Origin of the sequence: Streptomonospora mangrovi, from assembly GCF_027604915.1 — a bacterium.
Classification (GTDB): Bacteria; Actinomycetota; Actinomycetes; order Streptosporangiales; family Streptosporangiaceae; genus Streptomonospora; species Streptomonospora mangrovi.
This window is the reverse complement of the sequence record NZ_JAJAQC010000021.1, coordinates 33,460-55,619: the sequence shown is the minus strand read 5'-3', so window position 1 is coordinate 55,619 and position 22,160 is coordinate 33,460. Positions and strand designations below refer to the sequence as shown.

The 22,160-nt window shown below is 73.3% G+C and carries 16 protein-coding genes; 7 read left to right on the top strand and 9 right to left on the bottom strand.

Going from position 1 to position 22,160, the window contains the following annotated elements:
- Positions 1-106: 106 nt before the first annotated feature.
- Positions 107-712 carry a diaminobutyrate acetyltransferase gene (gene ectA, locus LG943_RS14320; RefSeq protein ID WP_408648593.1) on the bottom strand — a complete coding sequence of 202 codons (606 nt, stop codon included), beginning with the start codon at positions 710-712 and terminating at the stop codon, positions 107-109.
- A gap of 678 nt (positions 713-1,390) precedes the next feature.
- On the opposite strand from ectA, the gene LG943_RS14315 reads away from it, so the two are divergent.
- Positions 1,391-1,657 carry a WhiB family transcriptional regulator gene (locus LG943_RS14315; protein ID WP_270072767.1) on the top strand — a complete coding sequence of 89 codons (267 nt, stop codon included), beginning with the start codon at positions 1,391-1,393 and terminating at the stop codon, positions 1,655-1,657.
- A 248-nt stretch (positions 1,658-1,905) separates the two neighbouring features.
- The gene (locus LG943_RS14310; protein WP_270072766.1) at positions 1,906-2,568 is read left to right on the top strand and encodes a copper resistance CopC family protein; all 663 of its coding nucleotides are present in this window, start codon (positions 1,906-1,908) and stop codon (positions 2,566-2,568) included.
- A gap of 90 nt (positions 2,569-2,658) precedes the next feature.
- On the opposite strand, the gene LG943_RS14305 is transcribed toward LG943_RS14310, so the two are convergent.
- Positions 2,659-3,420 carry a PP2C family protein-serine/threonine phosphatase gene (locus tag LG943_RS14305; protein WP_270072765.1) on the bottom strand — a complete coding sequence of 254 codons (762 nt, stop codon included), beginning with the start codon at positions 3,418-3,420 and terminating at the stop codon, positions 2,659-2,661.
- 264 nt (positions 3,421-3,684) lie between these two features.
- On the bottom strand, positions 3,685-4,524 hold the full coding sequence (locus LG943_RS14300; RefSeq protein WP_270072764.1) for a hypothetical protein: 840 nt from the start codon (positions 4,522-4,524) through the stop codon (positions 3,685-3,687).
- A 588-nt stretch (positions 4,525-5,112) separates the two neighbouring features.
- Here LG943_RS14300 and LG943_RS14295 point away from each other — a divergent pair.
- Together LG943_RS14295 and LG943_RS14290 are read left to right on the top strand one after the other, a co-directional pair.
- A complete protein-coding gene (locus tag LG943_RS14295; protein ID WP_270072763.1) occupies positions 5,113-6,357 on the top strand; it encodes a glycosyltransferase in 1,245 nt (414 codons plus the stop codon).
- Between the two features lie 135 nt (positions 6,358-6,492).
- Complete coding sequence (locus LG943_RS14290) at positions 6,493-7,455, top strand: sensor histidine kinase (protein ID WP_270072762.1); 963 nt, start codon at positions 6,493-6,495, stop codon at positions 7,453-7,455.
- A gap of 150 nt (positions 7,456-7,605) precedes the next feature.
- Here LG943_RS14290 and LG943_RS14285 read toward each other — a convergent pair whose 3' ends face one another.
- Positions 7,606-7,956, bottom strand: coding sequence for an STAS domain-containing protein (locus LG943_RS14285; protein WP_270072761.1), 351 nt, complete (start codon positions 7,954-7,956; stop codon positions 7,606-7,608).
- A gap of 1,422 nt (positions 7,957-9,378) precedes the next feature.
- Positions 9,379-10,125, bottom strand: coding sequence for a GAF and ANTAR domain-containing protein (locus tag LG943_RS14280; protein WP_270072760.1), 747 nt, complete (start codon positions 10,123-10,125; stop codon positions 9,379-9,381).
- Between the two features lie 193 nt (positions 10,126-10,318).
- Between LG943_RS14280 and LG943_RS14275 the strand changes: the two genes are divergently transcribed.
- Complete coding sequence (locus tag LG943_RS14275) at positions 10,319-11,485, top strand: GAF domain-containing protein (protein ID WP_270072775.1); 1,167 nt, start codon at positions 10,319-10,321, stop codon at positions 11,483-11,485.
- 357 nt (positions 11,486-11,842) lie between these two features.
- Here LG943_RS14275 and LG943_RS14270 read toward each other — a convergent pair whose 3' ends face one another.
- Positions 11,843-13,039 carry a DUF418 domain-containing protein gene (locus LG943_RS14270; protein ID WP_270072759.1) on the bottom strand — a complete coding sequence of 399 codons (1,197 nt, stop codon included), beginning with the start codon at positions 13,037-13,039 and terminating at the stop codon, positions 11,843-11,845.
- 145 nt (positions 13,040-13,184) lie between these two features.
- On the opposite strand from LG943_RS14270, the gene LG943_RS14265 reads away from it, so the two are divergent.
- Complete coding sequence (locus tag LG943_RS14265) at positions 13,185-13,808, top strand: TetR/AcrR family transcriptional regulator (protein ID WP_270072758.1); 624 nt, start codon at positions 13,185-13,187, stop codon at positions 13,806-13,808.
- A 330-nt stretch (positions 13,809-14,138) separates the two neighbouring features.
- Positions 14,139-15,755, top strand: coding sequence for a CocE/NonD family hydrolase (locus LG943_RS14260; RefSeq protein ID WP_270072757.1), 1,617 nt, complete (start codon positions 14,139-14,141; stop codon positions 15,753-15,755).
- Positions 15,756-15,927: 172 nt separating this feature from the next.
- On the opposite strand, the gene LG943_RS14255 is transcribed toward LG943_RS14260, so the two are convergent.
- From LG943_RS14255 to LG943_RS14245, 3 genes are all read right to left on the bottom strand, one after another.
- Positions 15,928-16,683: a hypothetical protein gene (locus LG943_RS14255; RefSeq protein ID WP_270072756.1), complete on the bottom strand. Its 756-nt coding sequence runs from the start codon at positions 16,681-16,683 to the stop codon at positions 15,928-15,930.
- 451 nt (positions 16,684-17,134) lie between these two features.
- Positions 17,135-17,773 carry a response regulator gene (locus tag LG943_RS14250; RefSeq protein WP_270072755.1) on the bottom strand — a complete coding sequence of 213 codons (639 nt, stop codon included), beginning with the start codon at positions 17,771-17,773 and terminating at the stop codon, positions 17,135-17,137.
- A 2-nt stretch (positions 17,774-17,775) separates the two neighbouring features.
- Positions 17,776-22,062, bottom strand: a complete 4,287-nt coding sequence (locus LG943_RS14245) for a HAMP domain-containing protein (protein ID WP_270072754.1) — start codon at positions 22,060-22,062, stop codon at positions 17,776-17,778.
- Positions 22,063-22,160: the final 98 nt, after the last annotated feature.

The following is a 22,160-nucleotide window of genomic DNA, read 5'->3' as shown; positions in this document are numbered from 1 at the left end:
GTGCTTCCTTCATTCCTCTCCCCCGGACCCGGGTCGCGGGTTGCCGGGCGAATGACGCACGGGGTTGTCGGGATCGTGGGTCGTTGCCGGAGTGGGTCCGCGGTGGTCAGGAGCCCGCCCGTCCCAGCGGGCCGATGCGGACCAGGTCCTCGTACTCGTCGTCCTCGGCGGCTTCGGCCGGGAAGTGCTCGGGGCGAAACAGCGGCGACCAGGCGGCCTCGCAGCCGCGGGCGCGGGCGAAGGAGGCGAACAGCGCGCGCGACGCGGCGTTGTCCGGCGTGACCGTCGCCTCCAGGTGGGTCAGTCCGCGCTCGGTGATGCGGTCGCCGACGTGGTCGATCATCCGGCGCGCCAGCCGCCGCCCGCGGAACGCCGGGTCCACCCCGACCTGCCACAGGAAGTAGGTGTCGGGCGCGTCGGGGCGGACGTAGCCGATGATGTAGCCGCGGGCCTGCCCGTCGGCGTCGCGCGCGATCACGCTGGTGGCCGAGAAGTCCCGCGTCCACAGCGTGTAGCAGTAGGGCGAGTTCAGGGCCAGGCCGGCGAGCCGGGCCAGGCGCCACAGGTCGGGTCCGTCGCCCAGGACCGGCGCGGCCAGGCGGACGCCGTCGTCGGCGCCGCCGGCTACAGCGGGTTCCGGCGCGGCCGGCGAGGGCGCGCTCGTCTGGTCGTCACGTGTTCCGTGGGGCACATGGCTCTGTTGGTGAGGCACGTTGTCGGAACATAGCGAACGTTCCTGAGCAGCGATTTCCGCAGATTCGCCGCAAATGTTTCAGCCATGTTGCGCCGGGTAGGTCCGTGGATTTGGCCGGGGGCCGTCACCTTGGGTGGTCGGCGCGGGGGCCGGGGGCGGCGCGGCGGGGGTGCGCGACACGCGGGTGCCACCAGGGGGTTCCGCCCCCTCGCGGCGGGGGCGCGGCGCGGCCGTGGGCGGAGCGTCTCACACGGGCGACCTGCGTGGCAACAGCCAAACATAGGGGTAGGCCCAGGGAATCTTAAGGGTGTCTTACATCACACCAATTCGGGTGAATCCTCGCGACATTCCCACCAGGCGACATAAACCCTGGGTGACGCAGGCCCGAAACCCGCGCCCGCACGGGCGGGAGTTCCGGCGGTTTCGGGGTAGCGGCGCCGCGACCATGGCGAACGCGGCACATCCGCCCCGCCCCGCACCCGCCCCGGGCGCGGCCCCTCACCAGGACCGCCGGGTTGATCCGGTGCTCCGAATTTTGGCAGACTCCCTGTAGTACGACCGCTCGTAGTACTACGATAGGTCGCATCAGCGGCGAAGGAGCCGGACCCCGGCCGAGCCGCGACCACATCTCGTCCCTCGCGCGGCCGCGGCCTCCGCCCCGCGCCGAGCGGACCGGCCAGGGAACGGAGGCTCCTGGTGAACCGCCTTTACCACGAGAGCGAGGACTGGGTCGAGCAGGGCGCGTGCCGCCAGTACGACCCCGAGCTTTTCTTCCCCGTCAGCACCACCGGGCCCGGGCGCGCCGACGCCGAACTGGCCAAGGCCGTGTGCCGCACGTGCCGGGTGCGCCAGGAGTGCCTGGACTGGGCGCTGCGCGCGGGCGAACCCCACGGCGTCTGGGGCGGCACCACGCCCGAGGACCGCCGCTACCTGCGCCGCGACCTGCTGCCCGCCGCATCCTGACCGCCGCCCGCCCGGGGTGCGGCGTGCACCGGGGCGCACGGCTCGGTTAGGTTCGGACTGGTGCGGCGCCGCGCGCGCCGGAGCGGCGGCGCGCCGCCGTCCCGACCGTGCTCCGCCCGCTCTGAGCGCCCCCGCGCCGCATCCGAACACCGCCCCGCCCACGGCCGCGCGCCGCACGGGGAGCCACCGGTGTGCGCCCGCCCGCGCCGGACGGGCCGCACACCCCCGCCCGGAAGGTGACCGACCCGATGAACCCCGCCGTCCCGCCCGCCCCCGCCCTCGCGTCCGCGCCCCGGCGCCGCGCCGCGCGCCGCCTGGCCGTGCTCGCCTCGGCCCTGGGCGCCGCCGCCGTACTCGGTGTCGGCGCCGCGCCCGCCGCCCTGGCGCACAACACGCTCATCGACTCCTCTCCCAAGGACGAGGCCGAGCTGGACACCGCCCCAGAGGAGGTGGTGCTCACCTTCAACGCCGACGTCGGCGAGGGCGCCAACGCGATCGTGGTGACCGGCCCGCAGGACGGCCGGACCTACCAGGACGGCGAGGTCACCGTCGACGGCGCCGAGGCGTCGGTGCCGCTGGGCGAACTCGACACCGCCGGCGAGTACACCGTGGCCTACCGGATCGTCTCCGCCGACGGCCACATCCTGGAGGACGACCTCACCTTCACCCTCTCCGAGGAGGCCGTGCCCGAGCCCAGCCCCTCGGCGGAGGACACGGCGGCCGCGCCGGAGGACGACTCCACCGGCTCCTCCGCACCCGCCGAGGAGTCCCCGGCCGCGACGGAGTCCGCCGACCCCCTGTCGACCTTCGGGCCGGTGGGCGCCGTGGTCGGCGGCATCGCGATCGTGGCGCTGATCGTCATCCTGCTCGTGCGCATGCGCCGCCGCCCCGGCCCCCCGGCCCAGGGCTGACCCGCGCACACGGCCCACACAGACGCGCATACGAACGGCGGCCCCCGGAGCGCTGCTCCGAGGGCCGCCGTTCGTATGCGCGGGGGCCGGCTACATGCGGCGGGCCAGCAGGATGCTGATGTTGTCGCGGCCCGAGGCGTCCATGGCCGCCTGCCACAGGGCGTGCACGGCGGCCTCGTCGCTGCCGGCCTCGGCGATGATGCGCTCCATGTCCTCCAGCGCCACCAGGTCGCTCAGGCCGTCGCTGCACATCAGCCACGTGCCGGGGTCGGGCTCGTGGTCGCGGCCGACGTGGGGCACCATCGCGGTGCTGCCGCTGCCGCCCAGCGACTGAGTGATGAAGTTGGTGGTCACCGGCTTGCCGTCGTCGGAGGGCGGCAGCGGCGGGGAGTCGTCCTGGGAGAGCTGGCGCAGCCGGGTGCCCTCCAGCCGGTAGGTGCGGGAGTCGCCCACGTTGAACCAGAAGTTGCCGTCGCCGTTGAGCAGCAGCCCGGCGACCGTGGTGCCCATGCCGGAGAACTCGGTGTGCTGGTTGGCGTGGTCCTTGATCTCCTCGTCGATGTTCTTCAGCAGCACGTCGACGTCGTCGGGGCTGAGCAGGCGCGGGCTCATCTCGGCCATGCGGTGCACGGCGTGCTCGGAGGCGATCTCACCCGCAGCGTGGCCGCCCAGGCCGTCGGCGACGGCGATCACCACCGGTTCGGTGAGCGGCAGGACGCAGCGCACCGGCATCGTCATGTTGGCGCTGGCGATGGTGAGCGCACCCATGACCACGGCGTCCTCGTTGGCCGAGCGAACAGCGCCCCGGTGCGTGAGGGCTGTGACAGTGACTTCCCCGCCGGCGACACCCATGCGCCCTAACCTCCTGTTTCAACGGCAGTACCTGCCGAACAGTCCCAAGCGGCGCCAAGCCGGACCGCGGCCAAGGCGCGTTGATCAAGCAACCGTATCGGGGGACCGCTGATCGTGGTCAAAATCCGCGTACATCATGGCGGAAATCGCCCCCATACGCAGTTCCTGTTCCGGTTCCCGCCTCCAAAGTACGGTTTCCTCGGCTCCGGAGGCGAGTATCCGCCCGCTCCGGCCACTCCCCACCGCCGTTTCCGTTGTTTTCGGTCAGACGGAGGCGCGGAGCACCTGCGCCACTTCCACCACGTCGCCGCTGCGGACCGCGCCGGCGGCCAGCCGCACCACCGCCGCCGCCACCTCCGCGTCGGTGTCGCGGCGCCCGGCCAGCAGCCCGCTGAGCCGCACGCCGCCGCGCCGGGCGTCCTCGGCGGCGGCGCGGCGCGCCGCGCGGGCGCCCCCGTTCACCGTGATCGCGGTGCCGGCGCCCGCCTCGGCGCCGGCCGGCCGGGAGCGCCCCGGCTCGGCCAGGACCGGTTCGGCCAGCACCACCGCCGCCGCGCCCTCGCCCAGCAGCGACCGCACGCCGCGCACCAGCCGCAGGCCGCGCGCCAGCAGGCTCTCGCGCGCCGCCGCGCGCGCGGAGGGCACGGCGCCGGCGGGGCCGGAGGGCTCGGGGGCGCCCTCGCACACCACCACCACGTCCACCGAGCCGAACTCCAGCAGGGTGTGGGCGGCGGCGGCGCGCACGTCGCGCTCGGTGCCGGGGTCGCAGTGGATCGGCAGCGCCCACGCCCCCAGGGACGACAACTGGCGGGCCAGCGCGCGGAGGGGGTCGTCGCCCGGCCCCTCCGCGGGCACGGCGCCCGCGCCCGGTCCGCGCCCGCCGGGCGCGCGGTCGGCCACGGCCACCGCCGCGCAGCCCTCCTTGGCCAGGGCCGTGGCCACGGCCCGCCCCGGTCCGCCGCCCCAGACGCCGCCCACCACCAGGGCGCGGCGCCCGGCCAGCCGCCCGGTGCCGGTGTAGCCGGGCAGGGGGTCGCCGGGCTCGCGGGGGCCGGCCCGCGCGTGGGGTGCCGGGGCTCGTTGCCGGGGTGGCCGCGCGGTCATGTGGGCCTCCGTCTCCGGTCCGGGCCGCACGGCCGCGGACCTGTGCGGTGTCGCGACACGGCGGTTGAGCGCCCGTGTTCGCCGTTCATCCGCCGTTCGCCTTGCGCCCACCCTGCCCCTGCCGATGGGGGCCAAACTCCGCGCGGCGGCGGGCGGCGGCGTCGGCGCACGTGGACCGGGGGTTGTGCCGCCGCCCGGTGTCTGGCACAATCAGTCGCGTTGGGTGTCTAAGACGCAGACACACCGACGTTCGCGCGCTCGCGCCGGGCCACCCTTTGGTGTCCGCGGACTTGCGAGCGCTTTTTCGTTTCCTCCCGCGAACGCTCAAGGTGTGATTCACATGCGTCTGGCCCAGCTTTTTTCTTATCCGGAGCAGCCACTCCCCGCGGAGTACCGACTCCCCTCTTCCACCCCCTCCCGCCGCGTGCCCGGTGTCCGGTGCCGCTCGCTCCGCCGCGCCCCGCGGCGGACGGCGCCGCTCCCCCGCGCCGCGCATGCCGGCTCCGCCGCGCCCGGCGCGGCACCGCACGCCATCGGCCCAGCACCCGCCTTCGTTCCGGGTCGTCGTCTCGCCATGAGGAGCCACACGTGAAGATCGCCATGGTCGTAGAGCACGCCAACCCGCTCCCCGCCCACAAGGGCGAGCCCTCCGGCGCCGACAGCGTCCACATCGCCGCGCTGTCCCGCCACCTGGCCAAGCTCGGCCACCGCGTCACCGTCTACGTCCGCCGCCAGGACCCCGAGCAGCCCGAGCGCGCCCGCATGGGGCGCGGCGTGAACGTCGAGCACCTGGCCGCCGGCCCCGCCCGGCCCCTGTCGGAGGACAACGCCGCCGAGCACACCGGCGCCTTCGCGGCGTTGCTGTCCGAGCGGATCGCCGAGGACACCCCCGACGTCCTCCACGCCGTCGGCTGGACCAGCGGCCTGGCGGCGATCACCGCCGCCAGCGGGGTCGACACCCCCGAGCCGCTGCCGGTCGTGCAGACCTTCCACTCCCTCAACGTCGCCGAGCGCCGCGCGGGGCTGGCCGCCCGCCCCGACCGCGCCCGCATCGAGGCCGCCGTCGCCGGCCGCGCCGACGCGGTGGTGGTCAACTCCGACGACCAGCGCTTCGAGCTCGCCCGCATGGGCGTGCCGCGCAACCGCGTGAGCGTGGTGCCCTTCGGCGTCGACGCCGACCAGTTCAGCCCCGAGGGCGCCACCACGGCCGAGACCTGGAGCCCGCGCAAGAAGGGGCGGACCCGCGTCGTCACCGTCGCCGACCTCTCCCACGGCGGCGCCGAGGTGCTGATCGACGCGCTGCGCCGGCTGCCCGAGGCCGAACTGACCGTCGTCGCAGGCCCGGCGCAGGTCGAGGTCCCCCTCAACGAAGACGCCCGCCGCCTGGAGCTGCACGCCAAGGAGGCCGGGGTCGAGGACCGCGTCGCCCTGACCGGCCCGCTGTCCCGCAAGGAGCTGCCGCGCCTGCTGCGCTCGGCCGACGTCTTCGTCTCCGGGGCCGCCTACGAGCCCTACGGCGGTGCGGTGGTCGAGGCCATGGCCTGCGGCCTGCCGGTGATCGCCCGCGGCACCGGCAGCGCGGCCCACGCCGTGGTGCACGGCACCACCGGCACCCTGCTGCGTGCCTCGCGGCCCGACGCCATCGCCCGCGCCGTGCGGACGATGCTGGGCGAGCCCACGATGTCCACGGCCTACGGGATCGCCGGCGTGGACCGCGCGGCCTCCCGCTACGCCTGGGAGCGCGTGGCCGGCGAGACCGAGCAGGTGTACCGGCGCGTGTGCCCCGAGCGCGAGGCCGAACTGCCCCGCGCGGCCGGCGCCGATGCCGACTAGAGTCCGTTCCGGCGGACGGCGCCGGGCCAGGGCGGGCGCCCCGGTCCACCGCTGGGGCCGAAGCAGTCCGACCAGACGCAGCAGCCGGCGGCGCCACCGCGCGTCCCGGCTGGGAGGGTGGCCCGGGGTGAGGTTATGACGTCGCACGTGGAGTCCGCGCGGCTGGACCGCGACGATCTCAGGGGGTTCGAGCACCACGCCGTGCTGTTCGACTCCGCCGAGCACCTGCGCCGCACCGTGGTGCCCCGCCTGCGCTCCGCGCTGGAGCGGGGCGAGCACACGGTGCTGGCCGCTTCGGACTCCACGCGCGACGTCCTGCTGGCCGAGCTGGGCGCCGCCGACGCGGCCCGCGTGCACGTGGCCGGGCACGCCGGGTTCTACGACGCCCCCGGCCGCACCTTGGCCGTGCTGCACCGGCGGGCGCGCGCCGAGCACCCCCGCCGGGTGTTGGTGGTGGGCGAGCCCCCGCTGCCGGTGAGCGAGCCCATGCCGCTGCGCGAGTGGCACCGGCTGGACTCCGCGCTGGGGGCCGCCCTGGCCGAGACCCGGCTGGGCATGCTGTGCCTGCACGATACCCGGGGCCTGCCCGAGGTGGTGCTGCGCACCGTGCGCCGCACCCACCCGGTGCTGCTCACCCCCGAGCGGGAGGTGGCCAGCCCCGACTACACCGACCCCGCCGTCTTCAACGCCGCCGACGTCCGCCGCCCGCTGCCCGCGCCCAGCGGCGCGGCGCTGCGCATGGCCATCACCGCCGACCTGGGCGCCCTGCGCGGCCGCTTCGCCGAACTCGCCGCCGATGCCGCGGTACCCCGCGAGCGGCGCGACGACCTGGTCCTGGCCGTGAACGAGCTGGCCGCCAACGTGGTCGAGCACGGCGGCGGGTCGGGCACCGTGGCGCTGTGGCGCAGACCGGGGTGGGTGGTGTGCGACGTCCTGGACCACGGCGGCGAGCTGCGCGACCCGCTCAGCGGCTACCACCCCGCCGACCCCTACAGCCCGCGCGGCTACGGCCTGTGGATCACCCGCCAGCTCTGCGACTTCATGGAGATCAGCGCGGCCGCGGGGGGGACGCTGATCCGGCTGCACCTGCGCGGCTGAGCCGGGGGCGGCTGAGCCCCGAGGGGGCGAGCCGAGAGGGGCGGAGCCGGGGCGGGACGTGCTCGGGTGTTTGGGTGCGCGGGCGCTTGGGTGCTCGGGCTCTTGGGTGCTCGGGCGCGCCGGAACCGGCGGCTCCGCGCGCGGGTCACCTCACGCCAGGACCGACTCCACCGCGTGGCCGGTGTCCTCCTCGATAGGGATGACCTGGTCGATCCCGGCGATCATGAACAGCCGCAGCACCGTGCGCTGGGGCGCCGACAGGGCCAGCCCGATGCCCTTGTCGCGGGCCTGCCGGAAGGACGACACCAGCACGCCGATGCAGCGGGAGTCGCAGAAGGTCACCTGGGAGAGGTCGATTACGACGCCCCGGTAGGAGTCGGGGTCGCCGAGAATGTCGTTCAGCACGTCGGCCAGCCCCGGGGACGTCACGGCGTCCAGTTCGCCCGCGGGCGAGACGACGACCACGTCGCCCTCGGCCCGCACCGGGATATCCGATGCCACAGTCATGCTCCTCGATACTCGCCGGGGGGGCGCTGCGCGCCGCAGAAAATCCGCTCACTCGCCGCCCAGCTCCCTGGTTCGGAAGCGCTGCGCGCCGGATCGCCGACCGCGCCCGCTCGGCGGGCCGGGGCCGGGTTCGCCCCCGCCGCACGCGCCGGTGCGTCGCACGGGGGTAATCCGCTGCGGTCAACACTAGCGGCACAACAGTAGGCGATACAGGATTCGGTCTTTGCCTTGACCACACTGATACGCCGCGCGCGCGGGCGATGCGGTACGCGTCACACACCTGCCCGCCAACACGTGACCAAGGTCCTGAGTGCGAGGCGAGGTAAGCGTTTTCCGATCGGTGGGGTGGATGGTGAGGGTGGCGACGGGGCGCCGACGGCGGCGGATGGTCCGGGCAGGCGGCGATCGAGTCGCGGGACGGATGGCGGAGGGGGCGACGGGGGCGGCGACGGCAGCGGGCGGCCAGGGCGGGCGGTCACCGGACAGCGGGGCGGGTGCCAAGGTGACGACGGGGCACCAACGGCAGCGGGTGGCCCGGCAGGCGGTCACCGGTCAGCGGGGCGGACGGCCGGGGTGGTGACGTGGGCGGCGACGGCGGCGGAGGGTTCGGGCGCGCGGTGATCGGACCGCGCACCAGCGGTTGAGGTAGGTGACGAGGCGGCGGGGGCTGGGGGCTCGCGGGCGCCGGATCCGTCGTTCGCCCCGGTTGGCGACTCCCGGCTCGTTCGCAAACCGGGCAAGTCGGTCACCGCCCCCCGAAAATCTCACATGGTGAGACGAAAACAGCCTCTTTCACCACGAGGTGCGGCTTTCCATTGCCCTTCTGAACGGTAGAGCACTTTCATTGGCCCCAGAATCAGGCATAGCAGACATAAGGGCGCCCATCCTGCCCCGAGCATCTCACCATGTGGACGCTCAGGTCCTCCACAAGCCCTTCCGGGGCCGTCGGGACCGACTTTGTCAGCGACAAACCGGGCAAACCATGAGGAATCGCGGCGCCGAGCGCAGACGAGATGCGAGTTCTGTTCACCCGCCCCCTCCACCGGCCACCCGGAGCGGAGACCAGGCCATGGACCCCCGCCGCGCCCGTCGCCCACCCCGGCCACCCGCCCTGCTGACCGATGACCGCCCGTCCGGACCCGCGCCGCCGTCGCCGCCCCGCCGCTACCTCAACCATCCGCCCTGCTGACCGATGACCGCCCGTCCGGACCCGCGCCGCCGTCGCCGCCCCGCCGCTACCTCAACCATCCGCCCTGCTGACCGATGACCGCGCGCCCGAGCCCTCCGCCGCCCTCGCCGCCCACCCCGACCACCCACCCCGCTGGCCGGTGACCGCCTGCCTGAGCCGAGACCCAGGACAGGACCAGCACCAGGACCAGGACCAGGGCCAAACCCAGGTACACGTCTGCCGGCGCTCTAGCGGCTGCCGCCCGTGTCGGCGTGCTGGGCGTGTTCGGCCACCAGGCTGCGGGCGACGTCGGCGACCTTGAGGCGGTTGCGTTGGGCGACCCGGCGCAGCTCCTCGAACGCCTCGGCGGCGTCGCATCCCCGGGCGTGCATGATGATGCCCTTGGCCTGGTCGATCACCGCGCGCACGGTGATGGCGCGGCGCATGTGGGCGGCCTCGCGGGCGACGTCGGTGTAGCGGTCGGCGCTGTGCAGGGCCGACGCCGCGTGCTCGGCCAGCAGCGCCACCACCGGGGTGACGACCGCCTCGTCGAACGAGTCGGGGCGCACGGCGTGCACCCCGAAGGTCACGACCTCGCCCTCCAACTCGGAGGGGAAGGTCACCGAGGAGCGGTCGCCGCACTGCACGGCCATGCTGGTGTAGTTGGGCCAGCGGTTTTCGCGCAGGACGTCGCCCACGGCCACCGGCCGCATGTCGCGCACGGCCTCGACGGTGGGTCCCTCGTCGGTCGTGTACTGGTGCTCGAAGGCGGTGGCCAGATCGGGGTGGGAGGCGCCGTAGTCGACCACCACGTGCCGCCCGGCCGCGGGCGCGGAGTCGGCGCCGACGTCGCGCCAGATCACCACCAGCGCCGCCGAGCAGCCGGGCACGGCGCGGGCCGCCGCAGCGCTCATCTGGTCCAGCGCCCGTTCCGGGGTGGCGTTCTCGGCCTGCCCCAAGGCGCCGATCTCGCGCGCGAGGCGGTCGACCCACATGAGCGGAGTCCCCTTTCGGCTGTCGGCTTCCGGTGGTCGGTTTCCGGTCGTCGGCTTCCGGCGGCGGAACCTCGCGCGGCCGTCCGCACGTCTCCACGGTAGCCCTGATCTCGATGGGGCGGTCCATGCGTTAGCGTCGTCCGGGGGCCGCCGCCCGAGGGCCGGCCCCGGCCATCGTCAGTCGGGAGTGAGCGTGCCGGAGAACCTCGCCGAGTTGCAGCGTGAGATCACCGAGTTGAGCGACCGCGTCGCCGCGCTGCGCAGCACGCAGGCCATGTACCCGGGCGACGCCGCCGGCACCGCCGAGGCCGCGCTGGCCGAACTCGGGTTCGCCGAGGAGCTGCTGAAGGACTGCGGCCGCCGGCTGGCCGAGGCCGCCGAGACCGCCGCGCCGCGCCGGGGCAACGGCGACGACGAGCGCGCCCTGCTGCGGGCGGTCTTCGCCGAGCTGACCGTGCCGGTGGTGCTGCTGGACCACGAGGGCTACATCCGGCGCATCAACACGATCGGCGCCGAGCGGCTCGGCAGCACGCCGGGCTACCTGTCGGGCAAGCCGTTCTCCAACTTCGTGGACCTGCGCCGCCGCGCGGCCATGCGCTCCTGGCTGGCGGCCGTGCTGCGCAACGGGGAGTCGGCGTCGTTCGACTCCCGGCTGGCCCAGCGCGGGTGGGCCGAGGACGTGCACGTGACGCTGACCCGCCTGGAGGTCTCCACCGAGGCCGCGCCGATGGTGCTGGTGGTCATGTCGCCGCCGCTGAACGCCGCCGAGGACGACGGCCCCGCACCCCTTGAGGCCGAGGTCGAGGACCAGGTGGTCGTGCTGGCGGCGCGCCGGCTGGACGTGCTGACGCGGATGACCCGGCTGCTGCTGGCCAGCGCCGGGCCGGGCGGCGGCAAGGGGCCGCTGGCGCTGGAGGAGGCCGCCGCGCTGCTGGCCGACTCCTACGCCGACTGGGTGGTGGTGGACGTCTGCGACATGCCCGACAGCGCCGACCGGCCGCGCCGGGCCGTGGTGTCGGGTCCGCCCGGGGAGGACGCCCAGCACGACCTGCTCGCGGCCCTGGACCCCAGCGACTCCGAGATCCCGGGCACGGTGCTGGCCAGCGGCAAGTCGGTGCTCAACCAGCTCATCGAGGACGAGACCGTGCTGGGCCGGGCGCGCACCGGCGCGCCGGTGCTCAGCGCGCTGGGTGCGGGGTCGCTGATGTGCGTGCCGCTGCGCGGCAGCCGGGGGGTGCGGGGCGCGGTGACGCTGATCCGGCGGAGCAACCGGGGCTCGTTCCGGCTCGCCGACCTGGGGCTCATCGAGGAGATCGGCGAGCACATCGGGCTGGCGCTGCCGCCGCGCGTCGCCGAGTAGGGCGCGCGTCGGGGAACGCGCGGCCGCGTCCTTCCGGTCGGGAGCGTCGTCGGTCTCAACCCCCCACCGAGGTCGGGGGCGCTCGCGGCTGTCCGGGCGACCGCCTGGGCGAGGCCGCCCGGCTCTCGGCCGAGCCGGGCGGCGACATGGACCTCGGCGGGCCGAGGCCGGCGACGCCGTTCCTCCGGCTCGGCCTGGTCGACGGGTTCCGGTTGCTCGTCCACCCGTGTGCTCGTCCACCCGTGTGCTCCTCCGCCCCGTGGTGCTGGGCGGCGGCCTGCCGGTTCCCCCGCTGGAGGGCGGATGCGGCCTCCAGCGGGGGGAACCGGGTGTGTCGTTCGGTGCGGTGTACCCGGCCTACCGGTGCGCCGCCGACTGACCGGCCGCCACGCCGCGGGCGGTGTGCCGCGGGCCGTAGGAGAGTCGGCGCAGCACCCACTCCGCGGGGCCGCGGATCCCGGCCCGGCGCAGCACGTCGGCGAGGACGACCGTCGCCACCCAGACACCGACGCCCATCGCGACCGCCGCCGTCCCGTTGACGCGCACCGCGAGGTCGAGCATGTAGGGGGCGAAGAGCACGATCCAGGCGACGGACTGGAGCAGGTAGGAGGTCAACGACCGCTCCCCGCACGCGGCCAGCGCCGTGGCCACCGGCCCGCGCCGTGCGCCCATCCGGGCCGCTATCAGGGCGATGAGGGCGGCGTAGCCGAACCCGCCCGCGTAGCCGGTGAGCATGAACGCCCACCCGGTGACCGCCGCCGCAGCGGGGCCGCCGTCCCACACGCCGGCCGAGATGAGCGCGTAGGGCAGGCCGCCGATGACGCCGACCGGGATGCCGATGGCGGCCGTGCGCACCAGCAGCGCGCGGTTGCGCTCCGACGCGGTCATCAGGTTGCGGCGGGCCGCCCAGACGCCGACGAGGAAGGGGAACACCGACGTGACGAGCAGCAGCGGGGCCATGGCCGGCCAGGTCATCGCGCGGGTGACGATGTCGGTCAGGGGGTGCGCCAGGACCTGGGTGTCGCCCTCGACGTCGGCCACCAGCAGGTTGTTGACCAGTGTGTAAAGGCCCGTTCCGCCGACGGCCCACACGGCGCCCCAGGCGAGGAGGCGGCGGTCGCTGCGGACCAGCATCCCGGCGAACATCAGCGCGATGAGGCCGTAGACGGCGAGGATGTCGCCGAAGAACAGCAGGAGGGTGTGCAGGATGCCGAACACGAACAGCCAGCGCCCCCGGCGGCGGATCAGCGAGCGGACGGTCGGCCACGAGTCGCCCTGGGCGGTCCGGCGCGCGTAAATGCTGGCCAGTCCGTAGCCGAAGAGGGCCGCGAACATCGGGTAGCCGCGGCCCTCGCCGAAGGCGAGGACCACCACCGAGGTGACCGTGTCGACCGCGCTCGACGGGGCGGCGCCGCCGTGGGCGAGGCCGTGCAGGATGTGGGCGTGGACGACGGCGATGACCAGCAGCATGACGCCGCGGGCCAGGTCGGGGGCGAGGGACCTCTCGGCGGCGGTCACGGCTCCGCGTGGGGCCGCGACGGAGGTGGGAGGCATGCGGGGGTACCTTTCCGGGGAGTCCGCGGGACGGCGGACCGGATAAGAAACACTGACGTATCTAATCTAGCACAATAAGAAACGCTGGCGTATCTCAAAGGTGCATCATAGAATACGTTGGCGTATCTAGAAGAGTGGCGGACAGGTGAGTGACGACGGCGCGGTACGGCGCCCCGGTGCGACCCGGCGGCGCGGCGAGGAACTGGTGCACGCCATCCACGACGCGGCGATCGAGGAGCTGCTCGCGGTCGGCGTCGACCGGATGACGATGGAGGGCATCGCCCGGCGGGCGGCCACGGCCAAGACCTCGCTCTACCGGCGCTGGCCGTCGCCGCACGAAGTCCTCGTCGACGCCTTCCTCCGCGTCTTCCCCCAGGAGGAGCCCTCGCCGTCGACCGACGACCTGCGCGGCGACCTGGTGCGGGCACTGCGGATGATGCGCGACTGGATGTCCTCCCTGGGGGCGCGCGCGGTCGCCGAGGTCGTGACCGCGCGCGACCGCCACCCCGAACTGGTCGAGGCGGTCTACGCCCGCGTCTTCGGCGAGCGCGGCGGCCGTTTCACACAGACCGTCCTGCTCCACTACGCCGAGCACGGCGTGGTCGACCCCGCGCGGCTCACCCCGGTCGTCCTCGACATCGGGGAGGCGCTGATCATCAAGTACGGCCTCGACCACGACCACTCCGTGCCGCCCGACGACGCCTACATCGACGCCGTCGTGGACCAGGCGATCCTGCCCGCACTGGGCCTGCCGCCCGGCGGCGACTGACCCCGGCCGGCCGGCGCCGGACCGGGCGGCGCCGGACCGGGCGGCGGCACGGGTCCGCCGGTGCCGGAGGCGGCCGCGCCGCCGGCGACCGGGCGCGCCCGGCCACCCCGGCGCGGACGGGCGCCCTTGGCCCCCTTTACACGGCGCGGCGCGCGGACTAACTTAACGTCGCAGTAACTTACCGTCCGGTAGGCGCGCGGATTCCGGCGGAGGCGCGACCGCCCCCGCCCGCCTGCCACGACCCCCTTCTCTCCCCCTCTCCCCCCGCCCCCGATCCCCCGCCCCCCCTCCGGCCCGCCCTCGGGGCCGGACGTCGCGTCCGAGGTGCCCATGCCCCCTGTCCGCGCCCTCGCGGCGAGCGCGCTCGCCGCACTACTCCTCGTGTCCGCACCAGCACTGCCCGCACACGCCGACACCACCCAGGCCGTCCCCGCCGGGGTCGACGTCGACTACCGGGCCATCCCCGGCTCCGGCGGCGTCAACCTGGCCGCCATGGTCATCACCCCGCCCGGCGACGGCCCGCACCCGCTGCTGGTCATGCCCGCCGCCTGGTCCACCAACAACCTCCTCTACGTGGGCGCCGCCCACCGCCTGGCCTACGAGTCCGGCTACCAGGTGATCAGCTACACCTCGCGCGGGTTCTGGGACTCCGGCGGCGAGGTCGAGGTCGCCGGCCCCGCAGACGTCGCCGACGCCAGCGCGGTGATCGACTGGGCGCTGGCCAACACCGACGCCGACCCCGAGCGGATCGGCATGGCCGGGATCTCCTACGGCGCCGGGATCAGCCTGCTCACCGCCGCCGCCGACGACCGCGTGCGCGCCGTCGGCGCCATGAGCGGCTGGTCCGACCTCGCCGAGTCGATCTACTCCAACGAGACCATCAGCTACCAGGCCGTGGAGCTGCTGCTGGGCTCGGCCAACCTCACCGGGCGCCCCGGCGCGGCGCTGCGCGAGATGGAGGAGGAGTACCGGCGCGGCAACGTGCAGCCGGCCCTGGAACTGGCCCCCGAGCGGTCGGCCGCCACCAAGATCGACGCCATCAACGCCAACGGCACCGCCGTCATGATCGGCCACGCCTGGAACGACGGCATCTTCCCGCCCGGCCAGCTCACCGACTTCTACACCGACCTGACCGGCCCCAAGCGCCTCATGCTCTCCCCCGGCGACCACGCCACCCCCGAGGCGTTCGGCGCGTTCGGCCTGCCCAACGAGACCTGGGCGTCGCTGACCCGCTGGTTCGACCACCACCTGCGCGGCGTCGACAACGGCGTGGACGCCGAGGCGCCCGTCCGCGTCAAGCCCAACAACGGGCGCGGCGACTGGGCGGCCTACCCCGACTGGGAGTCGGTGACGGCCCAGGAGACCACCCTGCACCTGGGCCGGCCCGAGCGCACCTGGACCAACTGGCAGTCCACCGGCGGGCTGGAGACCGCGCCGGAGAACGGGTGGGAGTACACGGTCAACGCCGGCGCCGGCACCACCGCCGAGAGCGGCACGCTGTTCCTCTCCGGCGCCCTCCAGCAGTTCGCCGACATCCCCACCGGGGTGTCGCTGCCGCTGGTCAACCGCAGGAACGCCGGGGTGTGGACGGGCGCCCCCTACGCCGAGGGCGTGCGGGTCAGCGGCGCGCCCCGGGCGCACCTCACCGTCACGCCCACCGCCGAGGAGCAGTCGCTCTACGTCTACCTCTACGCGGTGAACTCCCGGGGCACCGGGGCGCTGATCACCCACGAGCCCTACACGCTGCGCGAGGCGCGGCCCGGTGAGCCGGTGGCCGTGGACGTGGAGCTGGAGCCGGTGGTGTGGGACGTCCCCGCCGGGCACCGGCTGGCCCTGGTGGTCGACACCAAGGACGCGCGCTACGTCAACGAGACCGAAGCGGGCGACCAGGTGGTGTTCGGCTCGCCCGAGGACGACCCCGCGACGCTGGTGGTGCCCACCGCCTGAGCGGCGCGCGCGGCCTTCCGCACACCCGCGCACCCCCACCGTCCGCCCGCACGACCACTCCGCACACGCGGAAAAGGGGCGGGGGCGCCGGCCGCACCGGCGCCCCCGCCCCGCGTTCGTCCGGCCCCGGGCGGCGGCGGGGGCGCCGCGCCCGGCTGTGCCCAAGCGGCCGCTAGGAGCGGCGCATGAAGTAGACGAGCAGACCGATCATGGCGATGGCGCCGATGAGGATCACACCGACGACCACGGCGGCGATCACGATCATGGTCTGGCCGCCCTCCTCGGCGGCGCCGGTGGAGGGCGGGGCCTCCGCGCCGGAGTCCTCGGTGGCGGTGTCGGTCGGCGCCTCGGTGGGGACGGCCTCGCCGGTCACGGTCACGGTGGCCAGGGCGTCGGTGGTGACGTCGGGCACGCACACGGTGGTGGACGGGCCCATGCTCTGGTTCACGTAGATCGTGATGTTGCCCGGGGCGACGGTGATCTCGCCGGGGGCGGTCGGCGTGAACGTGCCGGTGAGCGCGGTCTCGTCGAAGGTCTCCTCGTTGTTCTCACCGAAGGGACCGGACGCGTCGATCTCGGCGCTGGCGGTGGCGGACGGCGCGGCCTCGCCGCCGAGCTGGACCTCGGCGGTCAGCGTGCCCTCGGTGATCTCGCCGCCGGAGGTGTACATGTAGTAGTTGTAGTCGTCCGGCTCGACCTGGAACTGGACCTCCTGGCCGACCTCGGCCTCGGGCTGCGCGCCGACCCAGACGTTGATGTCCATGGTCTCGGTGAGCGTGGAGTCGTCCTGGTCGGTGCAGGTGTAGCTGTAGGTCGCCGAGGTGCCGTCGACCGTGTCCGCCCACACGGCCGTAGTGCTGAGGGAGTATCCCAGGCCCAAGCTGATCGCGGCGAGGCCGAAGGCCGTGCGGGACATCGTACGGGACACGGTTGTCGCTCCAAGGAGTCCGATGGATGAGGGCATGTGCGGTTTGCGCGGGACCGCGGCGGGATCCGGTGTCGGGGGGCCGGAGTCTCGGGGCCGCTGTCGCGGGTAGGGGTTTATCGATGCGAGGGCGTCCGGGAGGCTACCGCGCGCGTCGCAGCGGGCCATGCGGCTCATCGATGTGCAGCAACATGCTAGATGAACGGATTGCCCTCAACTGGGGCGTTTCACCCTTTGTTACAGACACGAGACCGCCTGGGTACAGCATCGCCGCTGAGTAGCGCCCCTTTGTGCCCCTCTATGGCAGATAGGACGCCGCCCCGCGCGGTCCGGTTCCCAGGGATTCGCACGGCGGCCGCCGCACCCGCCCCGCGGGGAACCGCGCCACACACGACCGGCCCGGTCCCGCGGACGGGACCGGGCCGGGCCAGACCAGGCCGAACCGGCGGCGCCGCTACTCCGGTCCGCGCAGGGCGTCCACCAGCGTGGTGAGCTGGGCCAGCGAGCGGTCCAGGTCGCGCACCGCCTCCACCGTCCGCGGGTCGGAGTCCAGTTCGTCGGCGACGATCCGCTCCCGCAGCTTCTCCAGGCTGGAGTTGAGGTCGGCCACCCGCCGGGACAGCTGCGCCGCCACCGGTGCGGCGGACTCCCCGGTCTCGGCGGCCAGGTCGCGCTGGAGCATCAGCGACTGCGTGCGCAGCCGCTGCTTGACCTGGTGCAGCTCCACGAACACCTCGACCTTGGAGCGCAGCACCCACGGGTCGAACGGCTTGGTGAGGTAGTCGATGGCCCGCGCGGCGTAGCCGCGGAAGACCCGGTGCCGGTCGATCCCCACACCGGTGAGGAAGATGATCGGCACGTCCTTGGTCTTCTCGCGCTGCTTGATGTGGGAGGCGGTCTCGAACCCGTCCATCCCCGGCATCACGACGTCGAGCAGGATGACGGCGAACTCGTCCTCCAGCAGCGCCTTCAGTGCCGCCTCTCCCGAGTTCGCGCGCACCAGGTTCTGGTCCAGGGAGGTCAGGATCGCCTCCAGGGCCGTGAGGTTCTCGTCGCGGTCGTCCACGAGGAGGATGTTGGCCTTCTGCGGCACGTCTACTGCTCCTGCTCCTTGTCCGTGCTCTGCGGGGATCCGCCACCATCCAACCACTTGCGGATCACGTCGAGCAGGTGGTCGAGGTTGACCGGCTTGGTGACGTAGTCCGACGCGCCCGCCTTGAGGCTGCGCTCGCGGTCGCCCTGCATGGCCTTGGCGGTCAGCGAGATGATCGGCAGGTCGGCGAACTGCGGCATCTCGCGGATCGCGCGGGTGGTGGCGTTGCCGTCCAGCTCCGGCATCATGATGTCCATCAGCACCAGCTCGACGTTCTCGTTGGCCTCCAGCTTCTCGATGCCGGCGTGGCCGTTGTCGGCGTAGTGCACCTTCAGCCCGTGCGCCTCCAGCGCGCTGGTCAGCGCGAACACGTTGCGGATGTCGTCGTCGACGATCAGCACCTCGCGCCCGGCCAGCGCGGCGTCGCGCGCGGGGTCGTCCACCGCCTCGGAGTCCTGCTCGCCGCCGGAGTCCGCGCGGTCCGGGGCGGGCGCCAGCGCCGGCACCGAAGCGGAGTCCGGCTCGGCCGGGGCCTCGGGCTGCTCGGCCGCCGGGGCGGCGGGCTCCTCCACCGGGGCGAGGTCGTCCTCCGCGTCGGTGATCTCGGCGGGGACCTCGGTCAGCGGCTCGATGTCGGCGCGCTCCTCGACCAGCCCGCTCACCGCCGGGCGCATCGGCTCCTCCATGCGCCGCGCGGTGCCCTCGGGCACCCGCACCGGCAGCAGCAGGGTGAACGTGCTGCCCTCGCCGTGGACGCTCTGCACCCGGATCTCGCCGCCCAGCAGGCGCGCGTAGTTCTGGCTGATGGACAGCCCCAGCCCGGTGCCGCCGAAGCGGCGGCTGGTCCCGCCGTCGCCCTGGTGGAACGCCTCGAAGATCACCTGCAACTTGTCGTCGGGGATGCCGATCCCGGTGTCGGCCACCGAGAACGCGATGATCTCCTCGTTCTCGCCGAACATGTCGAGGTCGGCGTCCTCCAGCGCCCACGCGGGCTCGATGAGCAGCCGGACCTCGCCGGCGGGGGTGAACTTCACCGCGTTGGACAGCAGGTTGCGCAGGATCTGCTGGAGCCGCTGCTCGTCGGTCCACAGGTGGCTGGGGATGTCGGGCGAGACCTCCACCCCGAAGGCCAGCCCGCGCTCGGCGGTCATCGGCCGGAAGGTGGCCTCGACGTAGTCGACCAGCTGGCTGATGGAGACGTCGGAGGGCTGGACCTCGGCGCGCCCGGCCTCGACCTTGGCGAGGTCGAGGATCTCGTCGATGAGCTGGAGCAGGTCGTTGCCCGCCTTGTGGATGGTCTGGGCGAACTCCACCTGCTTGGAGGTGAGGTTCTGCTCGCTGTTGTCGGCCAGCAGCCGCGCCAGGATCAGCAGGCTGTTGAGCGGCGTCCGCAGCTCGTGCGACATGTTGGCCAGGAACTCCGACTTGTACTTGGAGGAGACCTGGAGCTGGTGGGCGCGGTCCTCCAGCGAGCGGCGCGCCCGCTCGATCTGCCGGTTCTGCAACTCGATGGCGCGGTTCTGGCTGGCGAGCTGGCCCGCCTTGCTGTGCAGCTCGGCGTTCTTGCGGCGCAGCTCCTCCTGCTGGCGCTGGAGTTCGTTGGAGCGCTCCTGGAGCGCGTTGGTGAGCTGGCGCGACTGGAGCAGCAGGTACTCGGTCTTGGAGTTGGCCAGGATGGTGTTGACCGTGGTGCCCAGCTGCGCCACGAACTGGCGCAGGAACGACAGGTGCACCTCGCGGAAGCGGCCGTAGGAGCCCAGCTCCACCACGCCCAGCACCCGGCCCTCCGAAAGGATCGGCAGGATGACGATGCTCAGCGGCTCGGCCTCGCCCAGGCCCGAGCCCACCCGCACGTACCCGCTGGGCACGTTGTGGATGATCAGCTCCTTCTTCTGCGCGATGACCTCGCCCACCAGGCCGGCGCCGGCGCGCACCCGGCGGCGGCGCTCGTCGGGCTGGTAGCCGTAGCTGCCGTAGAGGAGGAAGTTCTCCTCGTCGTCCTGGTCCTCGGGCAGGAAGCAGGCGCCGTGCTGGGCGTCGACCAGCGGCGTGACCTCGGTCATGATCAGGCGCGCCAGCTCGTTGAGGTCGCGGTGGCCCTGGATGCGGCCGGAGATCTTGGCGAGGTTGCTCTTCAGCCAGTCCTCGTCGCGCTGGGCGGCGGTGGTCTCGCGCAGGTTGCTCACCATCAGGTTGATGTTGTCCTTGAGCTGCTGCATCTCGCCGCGGGCGTCGACCTGGATGTTCTGGGTGAGGTCGCCGCGGGTGACCGCGCTGGCGACCTCGCCGATGGCGCGCACCTGGGTGGTGAGGTTGCCGGCCAGCTCGTTGACGCTGTCGGTGAGCTGCTTCCAGGTGCCCGACACGCCCTCGACCTTGGCCTGGCCGCCGAGCTGGCCCTCGCTGCCGACCTCGCGCGCCACCCGGGTGACCTCCGTGGCGAACGCCGAGAGCTGGTCCACCATGGTGTTCACGGTGTCCTTCAGCTCCAGGATCTCCCCCTGGGCGTCCACGGTGATCTTCTTCGACAGGTCGCCGTTGGCCACCGCCGAGGTCACCTGCGAGATGTTGCGGACCTGCGTGGTGAGGTTCTGCGACATCGAGTTGACGTTGTCGGTGAGGTCCTTCCAGATGCCCGACACGCCCTTGACGTCGGCGCGGCCGCCCAGTCTGCCCTCGGTGCCGACCTCGCGGGCCATGCGGGTCACCTCGTCGGCGAACGCCGAGAGCTGGTCGACCATCACGTTGATGGTGTCCTTCAACTCCAGGATCTCGCCCTTGGCGTTGACGGTGACCTTCTTGGAGAGGTCGCCGCGCGCCACGGCCGTGGTGACGGTGGAGATCTGGCGCACCTGGTGGGTCAGGTTGTTCGCCATGGAGTTGACGTTGTCGGTCAGGTCCTTCCACACGCCCGAGACGCCGCGCACGTGGGCCTGGCCGCCCAGCGTTCCCTCGGTGCCCACCTCGCGCGCCATGCGGGTGACCTCGCTGGCGAAGGACTCCAGCTGGTCCACCATCGTGTTGACGGTGTCCTTCAGCTCCAGCATCTCGCCCTGGGCGTCCACCGTGATCTTCTTGGAGAGGTCGCCCTTGGCGACCGCGGTGGTGACCTGGGAGATGTTGCGGACCTGGTAGGTCAGGCTGTTGGCCATCGAGTTGACGTTGTCGGTGAGGTCCTTCCAGATGCCCGACACGCCCTTGACGTTGGCGCGCCCGCCCAGCTTGCCCTCGGTACCGACCTCGCGGGCCACGCGCGTGACCTCGTCGGCGAAGGACTCCAGCTGGTCGACCATGGTGTTGACCGTGTTCTTGAGCTGGAGCATCTCGCCCTGGACGTCCACGGTGACCTTGCGGCCCAGATCGCCGCGCGCCACCGCCGTGGTCACCTGCGAGATGTCGCGCACCTGGTTGGTGAGGTTGTCGGCCATGGAGTTGACGTTGTCGGTCAGGTTCTTCCAGATGCCCGACACGCCCTTGACGTTGGCGCGCCCGCCCAGCTTGCCCTCGGTGCCCACCTCGCGGGCCACCCGGGTGACCTCGTCGGCGAAGGAGTCGAGCTGGTCGACCATGCCGTTGACGGTGTCCTTGAGCTGGAGCATCTCGCCCTGGACGTCCACGGTGACCTTGCGGCCCAGATCGCCGCGCGCCACCGCCGTGGTGACGTCGGAGATGTCGCGGACCTGCGCGGTCAGCCGCGAGGCCATCTGGTTGACCGCCTCGGTGACGTCGCGCCAGGCGCCCGAGATCCCCTCGACCTTCGCGCTGCCGCCCAGCTTGCCCTCGGTGCCCACCTCGCGGGCCACGCGGGTGACCTCGTTGGTGAACCCGGTCATCTGGTCGGTCATGCGGTTGACCGAGGTGGCCAGGCGCAGCAGGTCGCCGTGCAGCGAGCCGTGCCGGCTGGTGAGGTCGACCCGCTGGGACAGGTCGCCGTTCGCGACCCCCTCCAGGATCTGGGCGACCGAGGTGACCGGCTGGCTCACCTCGTCCAAAAGCTGGTTGAGCGCGCGCACGCTCTTGCCCCACGCGCCGCGCGCGGGGCTGACCGCGATGCGCTCGTTGAGGCGGCCCTCGCTGCTGACGACGCCGCCGACCCGCTGGAGTTCGCTGCTGAGCTGCTCGCAGTGGTCCAGGACCTCGTTGAAGACCGACGCGACCTCGGCGGCCCGGCCCTCTCCCCGCGGGTGCAGCCGTACACTGAAGTCGCCGTCGCGCATGCTGTAGAGCGCGCGCAGCAGCTCGTCGAGCTGCGCCTCCTGCTTGTCCGGTGCCTGGGTGGCCTCGGGCATCGTCCCCTCCTCTTGGCCTCTACGGCTCAGCGCGGCGTCTCGGGCGGGGGCTGCCGGGTGCCGCACCCACGGGCGGTGGTTCCCGCCTGGCAGTATCG

What these genes read in the sequence shown, in the direction of transcription:
- LG943_RS14305 (WP_270072765.1), bottom strand. Translation starts at nt 3,420, where the DNA reads ATGGGTGTCGCCGGCGGGGAAGTCACTGTCACAGCCCTCACGCACCGG.
- LG943_RS14270 (WP_270072759.1), bottom strand. Translation starts at nt 13,039, where the DNA reads ATGCCTCCCACCTCCGTCGCGGCCCCACGCGGAGCCGTGACCGCCGCC.
- LG943_RS14300 (WP_270072764.1), bottom strand. Translation starts at nt 4,524, where the DNA reads ATGACCGCGCGGCCACCCCGGCAACGAGCCCCGGCACCCCACGCGCGG.
- LG943_RS14280 (WP_270072760.1), bottom strand. Translation starts at nt 10,125, where the DNA reads ATGTGGGTCGACCGCCTCGCGCGCGAGATCGGCGCCTTGGGGCAGGCC.
- LG943_RS14245 (WP_270072754.1), bottom strand. Translation starts at nt 22,062, where the DNA reads ATGCCCGAGGCCACCCAGGCACCGGACAAGCAGGAGGCGCAGCTCGAC.
- LG943_RS14310 (WP_270072766.1), top strand. Translation starts at nt 1,906, where the DNA reads ATGAACCCCGCCGTCCCGCCCGCCCCCGCCCTCGCGTCCGCGCCCCGG.
- LG943_RS14290 (WP_270072762.1), top strand. Translation starts at nt 6,493, where the DNA reads ATGACGTCGCACGTGGAGTCCGCGCGGCTGGACCGCGACGATCTCAGG.
- LG943_RS14260 (WP_270072757.1), top strand. Translation starts at nt 14,139, where the DNA reads ATGCCCCCTGTCCGCGCCCTCGCGGCGAGCGCGCTCGCCGCACTACTC.